This window comes from Neorhizobium sp. T25_13, from assembly GCF_002968675.1.
In the GTDB taxonomy this organism is placed as follows: Bacteria; Pseudomonadota; Alphaproteobacteria; order Rhizobiales; family Rhizobiaceae; genus Neorhizobium; species Neorhizobium tomejilense.
Map to the genome: position 1 here is coordinate 481,163 of NZ_PVBI01000003.1, position 15,829 is coordinate 496,991.

14 protein-coding genes and 3 pseudogenes are annotated in these 15,829 nt (G+C 62.6%); 9 read left to right on the top strand and 8 right to left on the bottom strand.

What is annotated here, in order from left to right; all coding sequences use genetic code 11:
• Nucleotides 1-22: 22 nt before the first annotated feature.
• The 3 genes and pseudogenes from C5J22_RS09475 to C5J22_RS09485 all read right to left on the bottom strand — a co-directional run bounded on the left by C5J22_RS09475 (nt 23) and on the right by C5J22_RS09485 (nt 3,044).
• Nucleotides 23-935 (bottom strand): annotated as a pseudogene (locus C5J22_RS09475) (agmatinase).
• A 259-nt stretch (nt 936-1,194) separates the two neighbouring features.
• Complete coding sequence (gene pyk / locus C5J22_RS09480) at nt 1,195-2,634, bottom strand: pyruvate kinase (RefSeq protein WP_105421935.1); 1,440 nt, start codon at nt 2,632-2,634, stop codon at nt 1,195-1,197.
• Complete coding sequence (locus tag C5J22_RS09485; protein WP_245282782.1) at nt 2,634-3,044, bottom strand: DUF1036 domain-containing protein; 411 nt, start codon at nt 3,042-3,044, stop codon at nt 2,634-2,636. The genes pyk and C5J22_RS09485 overlap by 1 nt, the downstream gene beginning before the upstream one ends.
• Before the next feature lie 272 nt (nt 3,045-3,316).
• Between C5J22_RS09485 and C5J22_RS09490 the strand changes: the two genes are divergently transcribed.
• From C5J22_RS09490 to C5J22_RS09500, 3 genes are all read left to right on the top strand, one after another.
• Entirely contained in the window at nt 3,317-4,108 is a 792-nt protein-coding gene (locus C5J22_RS09490; protein WP_105438137.1) for an N-formylglutamate amidohydrolase, read from the top strand.
• A 22-nt stretch (nt 4,109-4,130) separates the two neighbouring features.
• Nucleotides 4,131-4,454 (top strand): DUF1244 domain-containing protein, encoded by a 324-nt coding sequence (locus C5J22_RS09495; protein WP_046634868.1) that lies wholly within the window; start codon nt 4,131-4,133, stop codon nt 4,452-4,454.
• Between the two features lie 86 nt (nt 4,455-4,540).
• The gene (locus C5J22_RS09500; RefSeq protein ID WP_007752220.1) at nt 4,541-4,813 is read left to right on the top strand and encodes a DUF2312 domain-containing protein; all 273 of its coding nucleotides are present in this window, start codon (nt 4,541-4,543) and stop codon (nt 4,811-4,813) included.
• An 86-nt stretch (nt 4,814-4,899) separates the two neighbouring features.
• Here C5J22_RS09500 and C5J22_RS09505 read toward each other — a convergent pair whose 3' ends face one another.
• The 3 genes and pseudogenes from C5J22_RS09505 to C5J22_RS09510 form a co-directional block, all read right to left on the bottom strand.
• On the bottom strand, nt 4,900-6,696 hold the full coding sequence (locus C5J22_RS09505; RefSeq protein WP_172746577.1) for a DUF882 domain-containing protein: 1,797 nt from the start codon (nt 6,694-6,696) through the stop codon (nt 4,900-4,902).
• Nucleotides 6,697-6,974: 278 nt separating this feature from the next.
• A pseudogene (locus C5J22_RS32035) lies at nt 6,975-7,151 on the bottom strand (helix-turn-helix domain-containing protein); the annotation flags it as partial.
• Nucleotides 7,152-7,348: 197 nt separating this feature from the next.
• A pseudogene (locus tag C5J22_RS09510) lies at nt 7,349-8,537 on the bottom strand (sigma-54-dependent transcriptional regulator); the annotation flags it as partial.
• Nucleotides 8,538-8,687: 150 nt separating this feature from the next.
• Between C5J22_RS09510 and C5J22_RS09515 the strand changes: the two are divergent.
• The 4 genes from C5J22_RS09515 to C5J22_RS09530 are packed head-to-tail and all read left to right on the top strand — an operon-like array spanning nt 8,688 to nt 12,902.
• Nucleotides 8,688-10,544 carry a M3 family oligoendopeptidase gene (locus C5J22_RS09515; RefSeq protein ID WP_105438013.1) on the top strand — a complete coding sequence of 619 codons (1,857 nt, stop codon included), beginning with the start codon at nt 8,688-8,690 and terminating at the stop codon, nt 10,542-10,544.
• Nucleotides 10,545-10,585: 41 nt separating this feature from the next.
• Nucleotides 10,586-11,761: an aminodeoxychorismate synthase component I gene (locus tag C5J22_RS09520; RefSeq protein WP_105438014.1), complete on the top strand. Its 1,176-nt coding sequence runs from the start codon at nt 10,586-10,588 to the stop codon at nt 11,759-11,761.
• The gene (locus C5J22_RS09525; protein ID WP_105438015.1) at nt 11,746-12,450 is read left to right on the top strand and encodes an aminotransferase class IV family protein; all 705 of its coding nucleotides are present in this window, start codon (nt 11,746-11,748) and stop codon (nt 12,448-12,450) included. The genes C5J22_RS09520 and C5J22_RS09525 overlap by 16 nt, the downstream gene beginning before the upstream one ends.
• On the top strand, nt 12,450-12,902 hold the full coding sequence (locus C5J22_RS09530) for a DUF4440 domain-containing protein (RefSeq protein WP_205837169.1): 453 nt from the start codon (nt 12,450-12,452) through the stop codon (nt 12,900-12,902). The genes C5J22_RS09525 and C5J22_RS09530 overlap by 1 nt, the downstream gene beginning before the upstream one ends.
• On the opposite strand, the gene C5J22_RS32040 is transcribed toward C5J22_RS09530, so the two are convergent.
• Nucleotides 12,818-13,111, bottom strand: a complete 294-nt coding sequence (locus tag C5J22_RS32040; protein WP_105438016.1) for a type II toxin-antitoxin system RelE/ParE family toxin — start codon at nt 13,109-13,111, stop codon at nt 12,818-12,820. The two genes, C5J22_RS09530 and C5J22_RS32040, sit on opposite strands and share 85 nt — an antisense overlap.
• Nucleotides 13,108-13,392 carry a CopG family ribbon-helix-helix protein gene (locus tag C5J22_RS09540; protein ID WP_105438017.1) on the bottom strand — a complete coding sequence of 95 codons (285 nt, stop codon included), beginning with the start codon at nt 13,390-13,392 and terminating at the stop codon, nt 13,108-13,110. Before C5J22_RS09540 ends, C5J22_RS32040 begins: the two co-directional genes overlap by 4 nt.
• Before the next feature lie 309 nt (nt 13,393-13,701).
• On the opposite strand from C5J22_RS09540, the gene C5J22_RS09545 reads away from it, so the two are divergent.
• Together C5J22_RS09545 and omp10 are read left to right on the top strand one after the other, a co-directional pair.
• Nucleotides 13,702-15,153 carry a homospermidine synthase gene (locus C5J22_RS09545; RefSeq protein ID WP_105438018.1) on the top strand — a complete coding sequence of 484 codons (1,452 nt, stop codon included), beginning with the start codon at nt 13,702-13,704 and terminating at the stop codon, nt 15,151-15,153.
• Nucleotides 15,154-15,461: 308 nt separating this feature from the next.
• Entirely contained in the window at nt 15,462-15,821 is a 360-nt protein-coding gene (gene omp10 / locus C5J22_RS09555; RefSeq protein ID WP_105400189.1) for an outer membrane lipoprotein Omp10, read from the top strand.
• Nucleotides 15,822-15,829: the final 8 nt, after the last annotated feature.

Here is a 15,829-nt window from a genome sequence, read left to right on the forward strand (position 1 = left end):
GAGAGCCGGCGTGGGGGCCGATTCAACCCCGCCGCACGATAGTGCCGATCACATTGACGAGTAGGCGCGATGCCGTCAGGGCCGACAGGCCATCAATGTCGGCGGGAGGATAGAGTTCGACGAGGTCGAACCCGGCGATCCTGGCCCGCCTGCCGAGACCGCTGACCAAGTCGATCAGCTGCGTATAGGTGAGGCCTCCGGGCGTACGCGCTGCCACACCGGGCATGACGCTGGGATCAAGGCCGTCACAGTCAAGGGTGACGACGACCTGCGCGCCCTTCGGGAATGTGTCGGAGAACGGCTTCAACGCCCTGTGCGTGAACCTCACGGGCCGTCACGAAACGGCTGCCATAGCGACGCGCTGCCTCGATGTCCGTCAGGCGCGCACTGCCAACGCTACGGAGTCCGACCTGTACCATGCCGGCGACATGCGGCATCTCGCTCGCCCGACGCATCGGGCTCGAATAGCCGTGACGCTCGCCATTCACCTCGTCGCGCCAGTCGATATGGGCGTCGATCTGCAGAATCCAGACCGGCCCGCGATCCGCAAAACCGGCGAGGAAGGGAATGGTCACGGAGCAGTCGCCACCGAGCAGGATCGGTACAGCCGAAAGAGCCAGGACCTGGCGTGTCTTCTCCTCGATCCGTGCCCGGTTGCCGATATTGTCATGCAAGATGGTCGGGATGTCGCCCGCGTCGATGCATGAGACCGGCTTGCCATCAAACAGCGGGCCGCCAAGATCGAAATCCCAGTGCTCGACGAGCGTGACATCATCTTGGCTCGCGGCGCGGATGGCGTCGGCGGCCAAAGCATGGCCGCTGCTGTCCTTCCCGGGATAGGTGCTGCCGTGGCCGGCTCCGTAGATCACCGCGCGGGGTATCCGGCTCCCAGAGAGGTGATCGGAAAAGCCGAGAAATGGAGGCGAGGCGGTCATTTCTTGATGGCTCTGATGATGGTTTAGCTGAATTCGGGTGTTGAGGGGCGGTAGTCAAGGCGACAGGTTCGCGACCGATTCCACAACATCGCAAAAAAGGCATTCCGCGCGACAGGCGAAGTCCAGGATGCCTCACAGAGACATTCCTGGCAAGAAACACCGCCTGCAACGTCTGCGTTGCAAGCGGTTCGAGATCAGACCTGGTTTTCCGTCAACCGTCGGATCGCTCCGGCGGTTTTCGTTTGTCGGGTGTTGCGCCTCAGATGCCGCTCTGGCCGTCCGAGCCGATATAGGCGATGCGCAGCATGTTGGTGGCGCCGGGCGTGCCGAGCGGAACGCCGGCCGAGATGATGATCCGGTCGCCGGGCTTGCCGAAGCCTTCCGACACGACGATGCGGCAGGCGCGGTTGACCATGTCGTCGAGGTCGGTCGCGTCATGGGTGACGACGCAATGCATGCCCCAGCCGACCGAAAGCCGGCGTGCCGTCTGGACGATCGGCGACAGCGCGATGATCGGCACCTCCGGACGTTCGCGGGATGCGCGCAGGCCCGTCGTGCCCGATGAGGTATAGGTGACGATCGCGGACAGTTTCAGGGTTTCTGCGATCTGACGGGCGGCAAGCGAGATGGCGTCCGCACCGGTCGCCTCGGGCGTCGCGCGCTGTGCATAGATGATGCTCGGATAAAGCGGATCCTGCTCGACCGTGCTGGCGATCGACGCCATCATCGACACCGCCTCGACCGGATACTGGCCGGAGGCCGATTCGGCCGAGAGCATGATCGCGTCGGCGCCTTCGAAAACGGCGATCGACACGTCCGAAACTTCGGCGCGGGTCGGAACCGGCGCGGTGATCATCGATTCCAGCATCTGGGTTGCGACCACGACCGGCTTGCCGGCCCGCCGACACAAGCGCGTCAGCTGCTTCTGGATGCCCGGGACGGCTTCGATCGGCATTTCCACACCAAGATCGCCGCGCGCCACCATGACGGCGTCGGAAAGCTCGATGATCTCGTCGATGCGCTCTAGCGCCTGGGGCTTCTCGATCTTCGACATGATGCCGACGCGGCCGCGGGCGATCTTGCGCACTTCGGCAAGGTCGTCGGGGCGCTGGACGAAGGAAAGCGCCACCCAGTCGACATCGTCGGTCGCGAGAACCGCGTCAAGGTCGATACGGTCCTTTTCGGTCAGCGCGCCGACGCCGAGCAGCGTATCGGGCAGGCTGACGCCCTTGCGGTCGGAAATGCTGGTACCGGCGACGACCTTGCAGACGATGCTCTTGCCATCGGCCTTCTCGGCCTTCAGCGCCAGCTTGCCGTCGTCGATCAGCAGCCGGTGGCCCACTTTCACAGATTCGAGAATTTCCGGGTGCGGCAGGAACACGCGGGTCTCGTCGCCGGGTTCGTCACGGCTGTCGAGCGTGAAGGTCTGGCCGGGGGTCAGCGTCACCTTGCCGGCCGCGAACTTGCCAACGCGCAGCTTCGGGCCCTGAAGGTCGGCGAGAATGCCGATCGGCCGGCCGCAGCGTTCCTCGACGGAACGGATGCGCTTGATCAGCGTGCGCATCAGGTCGTGGCTCGCATGGCTCATGTTGATGCGGAAGAGATCAGCCCCCGCTTCATGCAGCTTCTGGATCATCGCCTCTTCGGACGAAGCCGGTCCGAGCGTTGCGAGGATCTTTACTTTGCGGTTCCGCCTCATCAGTTGTGGCCTTCTTGTGTGCCAGGCGTGTCCGAAAGCTGGACCATCCAGCTTCCCTGACGGCCCGTATCATATTCCTTGAAGCCCATGCGCTGGAAGCCACGGGCAAAACAGTCATTGACGCCGACGACTTTGAACTCATTCTCCGCGACGCACATGTTCACATTGCCGGTCCAGCGGCCGCCCCGGGCCGCGTCCTCGGCATAAAGATAGTAGTAACGCGATTGCAGTTCGCCCTCGATCAGCGTCGCGCAGGTGGAGGCCGGAACCTGCCACCAGCCTTCGGTGGTCCAGCCCTCCGTGGCGCGATAGCCGATCGCCACGCCGACGAGGTTCTGCGTGGCGTTGCAGACACGGAAATCCGCATGCGCGACGGTCGCCGCGAAAAGCGGAACACCGGAGGCGACCATGGCGGCCAGCGCCGGGGCGGAAACGATGGAGCGAAGAATGGCTTTGGGGGATTTTTTCGACACGGTTTCCGTCAGGACTCCATGGTTATTCGTGAAGCACTTTCTTCGCGCGGCGGAGTCGGAAAGTCAACGTAACTCTAATCGATTAGTCCGTCTCATGCCCTCAATCCAAGCTGATCGTCGCACCGGCACGGCTTGCGTCGCGGCTTTCCCCATGGCATCAACACCCGTCTCCCGACCGACCTTTCGAAACCGTTTCATTTCCGATGGCGATGCAGGACTTCATTCCTTTCGAGATCATAGAAGGCGATTATGACAGCGGCATGGTGCTGCTCGCCGATCATGCCATGAACCGCCTGCCCGTCCGCTATGGCAGCCTCGGCCTGCCGGCGAGCGCCTTCCACCGCCATATCGCCTTCGACATCGGCATCGAGGGGCTCACCCGCCGTCTGGCGGCGATGCTCAACGTACCTGCGGTGCTCGGCTGTTTCTCGCGCCTGCTGATCGACCCGAACCGCGGCGAGGACGATCCGACCCTGATCATGAAGATTTCCGACGGGGCGATCATCCCCGGCAATCATCCGATCACGCAGGAAGAGTGGGATTTCCGCCTCGATACCTATCACCGGCCCTATCACCGCGCCGTCGAGCGCACGATTGCCAAGGCAGGTGCCTCGGGCCGCGCGCCGCTCGTCCTGTCTCTGCATTCCTTCACGCCGTTCTGGAAGGGCGTTGCCCGCCCCTGGCACGCCGCCGTGCTCTGGGACAGCGACGATCGCGCCGTGACACCGCTCCTCCACCTGCTCGACGAACCGGGCGACATCGTCGTCGGCGACAACGAGCCCTATGACGGGGCGCTTAAAGGCGACACGATGTACCGGCACTGCATGGTGTCGGGAACTCCGCACACGCTTCTCGAGGTCCGCCAGGACCTGATCGGCGACGAGACCGGCATCGCCGCCTGGACGGAAAGACTGGCGCCGGTCTTCAAGACGCTCAACGCCGACCCCACATTGCATGAATACAGGATCTTTCCCTCGCGCACCGGCCCCTATCCAGTCTGACGCGACACCAGGAGATGCGCCCATGAGCGAACTCACGCCTACGGAACTGACCAGAGAGCAGCAGACCGAATTCGAGGCCGCCGCGTTCCGCCGCCTCGTGCAGCATCTGCGCGAACGCGCCGACGTGCAGAATATCGACCTGATGAACCTCGCCGGCTTCTGCCGCAACTGCCTGTCGAACTGGTATCGCGACGCCGCCAGCGATGCCGGCGTCGACCTCTCCAAGGACGCATCCCGCGAGATCGTCTACGGCATGCCCTACGAGGATTGGAAAAATCTGCACCAGGCGGAAGCCTCGGATGCACAAAAAGCCGCATTCGACGTGAACAAGCCGGCCCATGGCTGATCGATTTGCCGATTGGGCTTGACCTCGCGGCGGCTTTTCGGCAGTTGACGACCATTCATTGAAATCTACACGATCAGGAGGCCCCGATGTCTGATGCTCATGGCGTCGCCCGCGACCAGCTTCGCGCATTTATCGAGCGTATCGAACGCTTGGAAGAAGAAAAGAAGACCATCGCCGACGACATCAAGGATGTCTACGGCGAAGCCAAGGGCATGGGCTACGACACGAAGATCATGAAAAAGGTCATCGCCCTGCGCAAGAAGGACGACCAGGAGCGCATGGAAGAGGATCTGATCCTCGATACATATCTCCAGGCGCTCGGCATGATCGAGGCCCCTGCCGACCAGGACGCCGCCTGAATTTTCTCAGGCACGCAGGTCAACAGAAAGCATGAAAAAACCCGCCATTTCGGCGGGTTTTTTATGGTCTTCGATCAGCCCGGCGATCAGTTGTTCGGGCCGCTGAACCGGTTCGGGTCGATCGCCACCGTGGCGGCAACCGGCCTGAAGCCACCGCCGGAATAGCCTGCCGAATATTCGTTGTTGAGGGTCCGGCTGACGACGCGCGGTGCCTTCATCGAGGCGGCCGCGTCAGCGCGATTGTTGTTGAGAGCCCATTTCGCCAGCATGTCGCCCGTCAGCCCGGCATTTGCCGGTTGCGGCGCAGAGGCGGGCGCACGGCCGCCCTTGGCGGGGATCGGAAGCGCGCTTGTCGAAGCCGAGACCGGGCTGCGCGGCGTATCGAAACCGTCGCCGAACTGCGCGCCCTTGTTGGAATGGATGACCTTCGGAGAAGCCGACGCCGTTTCAACCGGCTTCTGGACCGGCATGGGAGCTGCCGCCATTGCTGGAGCAGGCTGGGCCGGAGCAGGTTGGGCCGGAGCAACCGGCGTGGGCACCGCCGCCTGACGCGGCTCGACACTCTGGGCAAGTGCTGCAACGAGGGCCGGCGTCAGCTCCTGCTGTTCCTCAGCCTTGGCGGCGGGAGCGGCAGCGGCGATGTTCGGCCGCTGACTGGGAAGCGGAACGGACGCGACATCCTCCGGCGGCTGCATCGGGCCGACGGACGCGGTCATCACGCCGCTTTCTGCATCACCCTTGAAGCCACGCGGTCCAAGCAGCGTCGGGACCGGAATATTGTAGTTGGAAAGATCGGCAAAAGTCTCGCCGCCGGGCTGAGCCGAAGCGGACGCCTGCAGGGCGAGCGCCTCCTGGGCCGGGTTACGCGCCGGAGAATAGAGCGCAGTGGCAAGCCCGCCGCTGTCCGAACGGAAGGCCGGGCGCGAAAGCGGTACCGGTGCTGAAACCATCTGCGCCTGCGCCGGAGGCTGTGCCTGGTTCTGGTTCTGCATCTGACCTGTCAAAGGCGACGCCGAGGCAACCGCGACAGGAGCTTCGCTCTCGTCGTCCGCAGCAGGCTTTGCAGCCGGAGCCGCACGCCGCGCCACCGCCGGAGCAGCGCTTTCCACGTTATCTTCCTCCTCGTCGGCACCACCGCCACCGAACAGGAATGCCAGAAGGTTAGGCTGCCGCTTGCGTTCCGAGTCGCCGCGGATGCCGGCACCGGCGGTGCTGGCGATCTGGATCGAATCGGAGCCGACACGCCGCTTGTAATCCGCCATCGCCGTTTCGTAGCCGGGAAGCGGCTTGCCGTCGGCGGGAAGATGGATCGTATTGCCCTTCGGGAAGATCTGCACCAGTTCCTGACGCGTCATGCGCGGCCAGGCACGAACGCCGCCGACATCGAGATGCACGAAGGGCGAACCCGAGGTCGGGTAATAGCCGACGCCGCCGACCTGCATCTGCATGGCGAGCCCGCGCAGCGTTGAGAGCTTTACACCCGGAATGTAGAAATCCATGGCCTTGCCGAGCATGTGCTGGCTGTTCTTGGCGACACCGGTGGTGCGCGAACGGGTGCGCAGCATGTTGTTGGTGGTCGGCGAACGATAGGCGGAAACCACGTGAATGTAATCGGAGGCGCCGGAACGGCGGTAGACTTCCCAGACGAGGTCGAAGAGCCGCGGGTCCATCCTGGCCGGTTCGTTGCGGCGCCAGTCGCGCAGGAACTGGTTGATCTGGGCGAGGCCCTTGGGATCGAACTTGCCGTTCCGCTTGAAGGTGATGACGGCTTTTTCGCCGGTATGGACGAAATAGAGCTTGAGGCTTTTTTCCTGGGCTGCTGCACCGCTTGCGGAGACCGAAAGCACGGGCAGCGCCATCAACACCAACAGGGTGACGGCCATGACGCGCCGGGTCAAACTGACAAAAAACCCAGCTTTGCCGCCGCGCCTTTTCTCACCCGAAGGCGTTTCTTTTGCATACTGATCCGGCAAAACGATCCCCGTCCTGTCGACAACGTCCCACGTTGCCTCAAATGACTGTCAATTGCGGTGACACGATGGCAAATGTGCCACACATGTACAACCTTCTCCCATATAGTCAACAATTGACTAATCAGAGATTGACAGACGTTGACAGGACATCCTTGCGCGAAGGTTAACACAAGCTAATACATTAGGAATTACGCGGCTTCCTTCAGGGGATCATCGGGATCGATGCCGTAATCCTTGAGTTTGCGGTAAAGTGTCGAGCGTCCGATGCCCAGTTTACGGGCAACTTGGCTCATCTGGCCGCGATAGAACTTCAGGGCAAAGCGGATCAGCTCCTCCTCAACGTCCGCAAGCTTCCTCACTTCGCCGGTCTCGTCGGTGCTGACGATGACGTTTTCCTGGGGATAAGCGGCGGCGAGCATCGCTTTCGCATCCGGTCTGCCGGCCCGGGCCTTGTCGTTATTGGCAAATACCGGCGAATCGGCGAGCGCCTCGCGCATGGCGTAGTCGGACAGGACACCCGGTGCGGGCATGACCGCGGTCGCCGCCAGTTCCGCCTGCCTGAATTCCGGGATCTGCGCCGCGATCTGCGGAAAATCGTCTTCGGTGAGCTCGTTGCCCTCGGCAAGCACGACGGCGCGGAACACCGCGTTTTCGAGCTGGCGGATGTTGCCCGGCCAGTCGTAGGCCGTCAGAAGCGCGAGCGCCCCGGCGCCGACCGACAGCGTCCTGTTGAGCTTCTGTTCGGTCGAGAATCGCTCGGCAAACACGCGGGCGAGATGCGGAATGTCTTCCTTGCGGCGGCGAAGCGCCGGAATGGTGATCGGGAAGACGTTGAGGCGGTAGTAGAGGTCTTCGCGGAAGCGGCCGGCCCGGACCTCTTCGATCAGGTCCTTGTTGGTGGCCGAGATCAGCCGGACATTGACCTTCTGGACCTTCGAGGCGCCGACGGTCTCGACTTCGCCCTGCTGCACGGCGCGCAACAGCTTCACCTGAACGTCGAGCGGCAAATCACCGATCTCGTCGAGGAAAAGCGTGCCGCCATCGGCTTCCACGAACTTGCCGGTATGTTTTTCCGAAGCACCGGTAAAGGCGCCCTTCTCGTGACCGAAGAGGATGCTTTCCACCAGATTGTGCGGAATGGCGCCGCAGTTGACGGTGATGAACGGCTTGCCGGCGCGGTCGCTGTTCGACTGGATGGCGCGGGCGATCATTTCCTTGCCGACGCCGGATTCGCCTTCCAGCACCACCGGGATGTTGGAATGGGCGGCACGCTGGGCGAGATCGATGACGCGCAGCATGTCCGGGCTCGCCGAGATGATATCGCCGAAGCCGACGGCGCCGGCGCGATGGCGGCGGCCGACACGGGCCTTCGATTCCTTCTGGTCGAGCTTCAGCGCATTGGTGATCGAGGCGCCGATCCGTTCCGGCGACACCGGCTTCACGACGAAATCGAAAGCGCCGGCGCGCATCGCCTGCACCACGTATTCGATGCTGCCCTGTCCCGTCTGGACGATGACCGGCGTTTCGATGCCGAGTTCGCGGATAGCCGCGAGGAAGGTGAGGCCGTCCATTTCCGGCATCATCAGATCGAGCACGATGACATTGATGTCGGTCGCGGTGCGCTTCAGGAACTCCAGCGCCACCAGTCCGTTTTCGGCAAGATGGGCGGCATGGCCGTAACGTTCAACCGCATTCTTCAACAGGCGACGCTGAATAGGATCGTCGTCGACAACGAGGATTTGCGCAATCATGCTCGGCTCCCACCAATGGTCATCATGGCCTTTTTAGGCTGTTATGCCGCTGGTTGTGTCAGAAAGCCTTGAACATCCCCTTTTGAGAAAAGCTTGCATTTTAACGGCCGGCAAGGAAAACAGGCGCAACAGGTTGAGAAGGAAAAAGCGATGAGAATGTCCGCACCCGCCCTCCCCGAAATTATGACCGCGCCCACCGCGGGCGCTGCAGCCTCCGACCCGGCGCTCGGCCTCCTGCCGGTCTGGAAGCTCTCGGACCTCTATGAGGCCAAGGACGCCCCGGCTTTCACCGCCGACATGGAAAAGGCGAACAAGCTCTCGATCGCCTTCGAGGAGAAATGGAAGGGCAGGCTGGCCGAAGCCGCGACCAAGACCGGCGCCGGCGGCATCGGTGAAGCGCTTCAGGAATACGAGGCGCTCGACGATCTGCTCGGCAAGATCGGCTCCTTCGCCGGCCTCACCTATTTTTCCGATACGTCGAGCCCGGCCAACGGCAAGTTCTACGGCGATGTGCAGGCCAAGCTGACCGACCTCTCCTCGCATCTGCTGTTCTTCGCCCTGGAACTCAACCGGATCGACGACGCGGTGATGGACGTCTGCATGGACCGCGACCCGGCCGCCGGCCACTACCGCCCCTGGCTCGTCGACCTCAGGAAGGACAAGCCCTTCCAGCTCGAAGACAAGCTCGAACAGCTTTTCCTCGAAAAGTCGATGACCTCTGCCGCCGCCTTCAACCGTCTCTTCGACGAAACCATGGCCGAGCTCCGCTTCGAGGTCGGCGGCGAACAGTTGCCGCTGGAAGTCGCCCTCAACATGCTGCAGGAGCCTGAGCCGGAGACCCGCGCCAAGGCAGCCGCAGCCCTCTCCAAAACCTTCGGCGACAACCTGCGCGTCTTCACGCTGATCACCAACACGCTCGCCAAGGACAAGGAAATCTCCGACCGCTGGCGCGGCTTCGAGGACATCGCCGACAGTCGCCATCTCGCCAACCGCGTCGAACGTGAAGTCGTCGATGCGCTCGCAGAGGCCGTCAGGCAGGCCTACCCACGCCTCTCGCATCGCTACTACGCGATGAAGGCGAAGTGGCTCGGCATGGACCAGTTGAATTTCTGGGACCGCAACGCGCCGCTGCCGGAAACCCCGAACGCGTTGATTTCCTGGACGGAGGCGAAGGATACCGTGCTCGACGCCTATCGCGGCTTTGCGCCCGAAATGGCGGATATCGCCGGCCGCTTCTTCGAGGAGGAATGGATCGATGCGCCGGTGCGGCCGGGCAAGGCGCCAGGCGCCTTCGCGCATCCGACCGTGCCGTCGGCTCACCCTTACGTGCTCGTCAACTACATGGGCAAGCCGCGCGACGTGATGACGCTCGCCCACGAACTCGGCCACGGCGTCCACCAGGTGCTGGCCGGCGATCAGGGCGCCCTGATGTGCCAGACACCGCTGACGCTTGCCGAAACCGCTTCCGTCTTCGGCGAAATGCTGACCTTCCGCGCGCTGCTGGAAAAGACCACCGACAAGCGGGAACGTAAAGCCATGCTCGCCCAGAAGGTCGAGGACATGATCAACACGGTCGTGCGCCAGGTCGCCTTCTACCAGTTCGAGCGCAAGGTCCACACTGCCCGCAAGGAAGGCGAACTGACCGCCGAGCAGATCGGCGAACTCTGGCTTTCCGTCCAGGGCGAAAGCCTTGGACCGGCGATCCGGATCTCGGAGGGTTATGAAAGCTGGTGGACCTATATCCCCCACTTCATCCACTCGCCCTTCTACGTCTATGCCTATGCCTTCGGCGACTGCCTGGTGAACTCGCTCTACGCGGTCTACCAGAACGCCGCTCCGGGCTTCCAGCAGAAGTATTTCGAGCTTCTGAAGGCCGGCGGCACCCAACACCACTCGGAGCTGCTGAAGCCCTTCGGCCTCGACGCCACCGATCCGTCCTTCTGGTCCAGGGGCCTGTCGATGATCGAAGGCCTGATCGACGAGCTGGAGGCTCTGGACAAGGCTTGAGGCATTCCCTTAATGCACGCCCATGCCCATAATACACTGCCATGAATGAGAAAGCGCCCTTCGCGCTCTTTCGCGACGACCCCGCCGGCCGGAGCCTCGTCTTCGACCGGCCGACGGAAATCGTCACGGCCCGGACCGCCGCCGAGGTGCTGCCCGCACTTCGGCGCCTGGAAGAGGCGCGCCTCGCTGGTCAGTGGCTGGCGGGTTATATTTCCTACGAGGCCGGCTACGTCTTCGAGGAAAAGCTCCGGCCGCTGATCGTAGACGACCGGCCGACGCCGCTGATCGCCATGGGCATATTCGACAAACCCTCGGGCAACGAACATCCGCTCGCCGGACCGCCCGGCACGATCGTGGACGACGGTTCTTCGCAAGGCTCGTTCCTCAGTGAACCGCGTGCTGGCTGGGATTTTGCGACCTACCAGGAACGGTTCGACCGGCTTCACCAGCACCTGCGCAACGGCGATTGTTACCAGGCAAACCTGACCATGCCGGTCGCGGCACGCTGGCACGGCGATCCGCTTTCCGCCTTCTGGTCCCTCGTCGCCCGCCAACCGGTCCGCTACGGCGCATTCGTCGACCTCGGCGGCCCCGCCATCCTGTCGCGTTCGCCTGAACTGTTCTTTTCGGTCGATGCGGATCGTTTCATCGAAACCCATCCGATGAAGGGCACCGCCCCGCGCGGCCCGACCGTGGAAGAAGACGAGGCGATCATCGCGGAAATGCTCGCCGACGAAAAGACGCTCGCCGAAAACCGGATGATCGTCGACCTGTTGCGCAACGATATTTCGATGATCAGCGAGGTCGGTTCGCTGTCGGTTCCGAAATTGTTTGAAATTGAGACCTATCCGACCGTCCACCAGATGGTCAGCCACGTGCGGGCAAAGCTGCTGCCCGGGATCGGCTTTCCGGACATCCTTGCGGCTCTCTTCCCCTGCGGTTCGATCACCGGAGCCCCGAAAATGTGGGCCATGCGTATTCTCGCCGATCTCGAAAGGGTACCGCGCGACGTCTATTGCGGCGCGATCGGCTGGTGCGATCCGGCCGGCCCGATGCGTTTTTCGGTGGCCATCCGCACGATCACGCTTTTCAACGACGAAAAAGCCGTCTTCAATGTCGGCGGCGGCATCGTCTTCGACTCGAAGGCCGAGGCCGAGTATGACGAGTGCCTGTTGAAGGCACGCTTTGCGGTGGGCGACCAATGGATTTCTCGCTGATCGAAACAATGCGCTGGGAACCGGGCAATGGCTTGCTCCGGGTCGACCAGCATCTGCGCCGGCTTAGCCGCTCGGCGGATGCCTTGGGTTTCCGCCAGCCCCCGGCGGATACGCTGAAACAGCTTAAAGCCGCTGTAGCCGGCGGCGAAACGCCGCTCCGCGTCCGCCTGGTGATGACCTATCGCGGCAAGATCGAGATCACCACGACGCCGTTCACGCCCCTGCCCGCCGACACGCTCTGGCGAATCCGGGTCGCCGGGACGACGCTTCCCTCCGACGACCCGACCTATCGCCACAAGACCTCCCGGCGCGAGATCTACGAGGCGGCCCGAGCCGAGTTTTCACCCGAAGAGGCTGACGAGGTTATCCTTCTCAACGAGCGCGGCGAAGTCTGCGAAGGCACGATCACCAACGTCTTCGTCGAACAGCCGGACGGCTCGCTGCTGACCCCGGCGCTGTCGAGCGGCCTCCTGCCCGGCATCCTGCGCGCCGACCTGATCCGCGAGGGAAGAGCGAAAAGCCAGGTCCTGCGCCTCGCCGACCTCGAAAATCGCCGCTTCTTCGTCGGCAATTCGTTGCGCGGCCTGATCGCCGCCGAACTCGTCGCCCAGACGGCGCGATCGGAAATGCAGGCGGAAGCCCCTCGCCCTGCCGCCCGCCCCGCTAAAATGGCCCGGGCAGGTCGGTAATGATCGCGCCCAGCGCCCTCGCGGATCATCTGCTTGGGCTCGAGCTTGCCTTGCAAAGCCGCGAGGTCCGCGGTTCCGAACAAAAGCTGCGCGAACTGCTGGCGCCGGACTTCCGCGAGTTCGGCCGCTCCGGCCTCGCCTATACGTTCGACGATGTCGTCACCCGTCTCGTCGCCGAGACCGGACCAGACAACACGTCGATCTCGGATTTCAGCGCCACGATGCTGAGCGACACGATCGCACTCGCCACCTATCGCGGCACCCGCGTCAACGACGACGGCAGCAGGCTCCTTGCCAACCGAAGCTCCATCTGGCGCCTCGACCCTGATGGCGCATGGTCTTTCACCAGGGCACCGCGACGGAGTGATCAGCCCGACACGTCCGTGCGGGGTTTGCGCCGGCGGCCATCGAACACTTCGATGATTTCGATATCCTCGTTCAGCATCCGATAGATCAGAGAATAGGCGGATTGCGGTACGATAAGACGGCGCACGCCAGGCTTCGCCGTCTGCAGACCCGCTTCGGGATGCGCAATCAACAGTTCCGCGATTTCAAGCAATCTCGCAGCCATCTCGCCGGCGGCTTGGGGATTGTGCTCGGCTATGTAAGCGCGAAGATGGACAAGATCGGCAATCGCTGCCTCGGCCCATATGAGCCTCATCGACGGGTCTTGATGATGTCCGGCTTCGGGGCCGCGCGTTCGTCGTCCGTACCCCAGCTCTTCAGCCAGCCGGCCACCGCTTCGTGCGAAACGAAACCGCCCCTATCGGCGCGCTCGACCGCAGCATCAAGGCCTTGTATCTCCAGCTCGCGTTGCGAGAGATAGTCTTCGAGCGCTTCCTCGGCGAGCGCGGTCGAGGACCGATTGGTAGCCGAAGACAATCGATCGAGCCGTTCCTTCATCTCTTCCGAGATGCGAAGTGAAACCACATGCGACGTCATGGCCTATAAGCCTCCGATTTTTCCCGTATTTAGCACAAAACCTGACGTCATGAAACTCGCACACACCCCACGGCGGCTGTTTGGGCATTGCGGGATTGGGTTTCTGCAACTCGCAGCGACACCGCAGCCGCGCCCGCCGCAATCGAATAACGCTGTCGATTCATCTGCCGAAAATCGACAGGCTCTTTATTGTGACGAAGTTTTATGATCTAGAGCGCCGCGAATTGCCCGAGTGCAGCCTTTAAATTTCCATTCCACTGCCGAATAAGCGGGGCAGCGGCCCAAAAGGCCGCGATCAAGGAGAAAGACATGTCAGAGACGACCTATCCGGTTTATGGCGAAATCACCGGTCCGATCGTGATGATCGGTTTCGGCTCGATCGGCCGCGGCACGCTGCCGCTGATCGAACGCCATTTCAAGTTCGACAAGAGCCGGATGGTCGTCATCGACCCGCGCGACGAACCCGCCGACATGGAGATCCTCAAGAAGCACGGCGTCCGTCACATCAAGGAATACGTGACCAAGGAGAACTACAAGGAACTCCTGAAGCCGCTTCTGACCGAAGGCAAGGGCCAGGGCTTCTGCGTCAACCTGTCGGTCGACACCGGTTCGCTCGACCTGATGAAGCTCTGCCGCAAGCTCGATGTTCTCTACATCGACACGGTCGTCGAGCCCTGGCTCGGCTTCTATTTCGACAAGAACATGAAGAATTCCGAGCGCACCAACTATGCGCTGCGCGAAACCGTTCGCAAGGAAAAGGCCAAGAACCCGGGCGGCGCGACCGCCGTTTCCACCTGCGGCGCCAACCCGGGCATGGTCTCCTGGTTCGTCAAGCAGGCGCTGGTCAACCTCGCCAACGACACCGGCCTGAAATTCGACGAGCCGGATCAGCACGACCGCGAAGGCTGGGCGAAGCTGATGAAGAAGCTCGGCGTCAAGGGCGTCCACATCGCCGAGCGCGACACCCAGCGCACCAAGCACCCGAAGCCGCTCAACGTCTTCTGGAACACCTGGTCGGTCGAAGGCTTCATCTCCGAAGGCATGCAGCCGGCCGAACTCGGCTGGGGCACCCATGAGGAATGGACGCCGAAGAACGGCAAGAAGCACAAGAAGGGCAACAAGGCCGCCATCTATCTCGAACAGCCGGGCGCCAACACCCGCGTTCGCAGCTGGTGCCCGACGCCCGGCCCGCAGTATGGCTTCCTCGTCACCCACAACGAGTCGATCTCGATCGCCGATTATTTCACGGTGCGCGACAAGGACGGCGAAGTGACCTTCCGCCCGACCTGCCACTACGCCTACCATCCGGCCAATGACGCGGTTCTGTCGCTTCACGAGATGTTCGGCAATGGCGGCACCCCGCAGCCGGTCCACCACGTACTCAACGAGGACGAGCTGGAGGACGGCATCGACGAACTCGGCGTGCTGCTCTACGGCCACGAGAAGAACGCCTACTGGTTCGGCTCGCGCCTGTCGCTCGAGGAAACCCGCCGCATCGCGCCTTACCAGAACGCCACCGGCCTGCAGGTGACCTCGGCTGTTCTCTCCGGCATGGTCTGGGCGCTCGAAAACCCGACCGCCGGCATCGTCGAGGCCGACGAGATCGACTACAAGCGCTGCCTCGAAGTGCAGCTGCCCTATCTCGGCCCGGTCGAAGGCCACTATACCGACTGGACCCCGCTCGACGGCCGCCCGAGCCTCTTCCCGGAAGACATCGACACCAAGGACGCCTGGCAGTTCAAGAACATCCTGGTCCGTTAAATTCTACCCTCCTCATCCCTGTCCTTGTGACAGGGATCCAGTGCGCGCAAGTCCTTGCGCGCGAAAGGCTCTTTCCACGGCGCAGACGCGCCGTGGCTGGATTCCTGTGACGAGCACAGGAATGAGGAAAGAGAGTAAAGCCTCGCCTATTTCCTTGGGCTTTATCAGTATCCAGCCGCCTGCCTTGCCGCAGGCGGTTTTTTGCATGTTGAAAGCTCTTGCCTTTTCAAGGCCACATCTTGCGTTACATAGGGCGATGGCGGCAAGGTTTGCCAACCTGAGCCGGACCGAATCGCGGGAGACTGATCATGAAATTTAAAGTGAGCTTTGCGCTCATCGCCGCAGCCAGCTTGACCGCCTGCGTTTCTTCCCCTCCACCGCAACAGATGGCGGCCGTGCAGCCGCAGGGCGTCGAAGGAAGCTGGGTCGATCCGAACGGCATCGTTTCCTCGTTCCAGGCCGGCACGTTCAACACCCGCTCCAGCGACAGCAACACGCTGCTCGCCTCGGGCACCTATACCAGCCTCTCGCCGACGCTGGTCGAGATCAACATGACCTCGCTGGTGCGCAAGACCCAGTCGCGTGTCAACTGCTCGCTGGTCAGCATCAACCAGCTCAACTGCACACAGGATAGCGGCGCCCAATTCTCGCTCTCCCGCCGCGGCTGAAAACAATC

Bases quoted from the DNA above. Each gene is read 5' to 3' on its own strand.
- C5J22_RS09515 (WP_105438013.1), top strand. From the start codon at position 8,688: ATGAGAATGTCCGCACCCGCCCTCCCCGAAATTATGACCGCGCCCACC.
- omp10 (WP_105400189.1), top strand. From the start codon at position 15,462: ATGAAATTTAAAGTGAGCTTTGCGCTCATCGCCGCAGCCAGCTTGACC.
- C5J22_RS09495 (WP_046634868.1), top strand. From the start codon at position 4,131: ATGAGCGAACTCACGCCTACGGAACTGACCAGAGAGCAGCAGACCGAA.
- C5J22_RS09490 (WP_105438137.1), top strand. From the start codon at position 3,317: ATGCAGGACTTCATTCCTTTCGAGATCATAGAAGGCGATTATGACAGC.
- pyk (WP_105421935.1), bottom strand. From the start codon at position 2,634: ATGAGGCGGAACCGCAAAGTAAAGATCCTCGCAACGCTCGGACCGGCT.
- C5J22_RS09485 (WP_245282782.1), bottom strand. From the start codon at position 3,044: ATGGTCGCCTCCGGTGTTCCGCTTTTCGCGGCGACCGTCGCGCATGCG.
- C5J22_RS09545 (WP_105438018.1), top strand. From the start codon at position 13,702: ATGTCAGAGACGACCTATCCGGTTTATGGCGAAATCACCGGTCCGATC.
- C5J22_RS32040 (WP_105438016.1), bottom strand. From the start codon at position 13,111: ATGAGGCTCATATGGGCCGAGGCAGCGATTGCCGATCTTGTCCATCTT.
- C5J22_RS09505 (WP_172746577.1), bottom strand. From the start codon at position 6,696: ATGGCCGTCACCCTGTTGGTGTTGATGGCGCTGCCCGTGCTTTCGGTC.
- C5J22_RS09520 (WP_105438014.1), top strand. From the start codon at position 10,586: ATGAATGAGAAAGCGCCCTTCGCGCTCTTTCGCGACGACCCCGCCGGC.
- C5J22_RS09530 (WP_205837169.1), top strand. From the start codon at position 12,450: ATGATCGCGCCCAGCGCCCTCGCGGATCATCTGCTTGGGCTCGAGCTT.
- C5J22_RS09525 (WP_105438015.1), top strand. From the start codon at position 11,746: ATGGATTTCTCGCTGATCGAAACAATGCGCTGGGAACCGGGCAATGGC.
- C5J22_RS09540 (WP_105438017.1), bottom strand. From the start codon at position 13,392: ATGACGTCGCATGTGGTTTCACTTCGCATCTCGGAAGAGATGAAGGAA.
- C5J22_RS09500 (WP_007752220.1), top strand. From the start codon at position 4,541: ATGTCTGATGCTCATGGCGTCGCCCGCGACCAGCTTCGCGCATTTATC.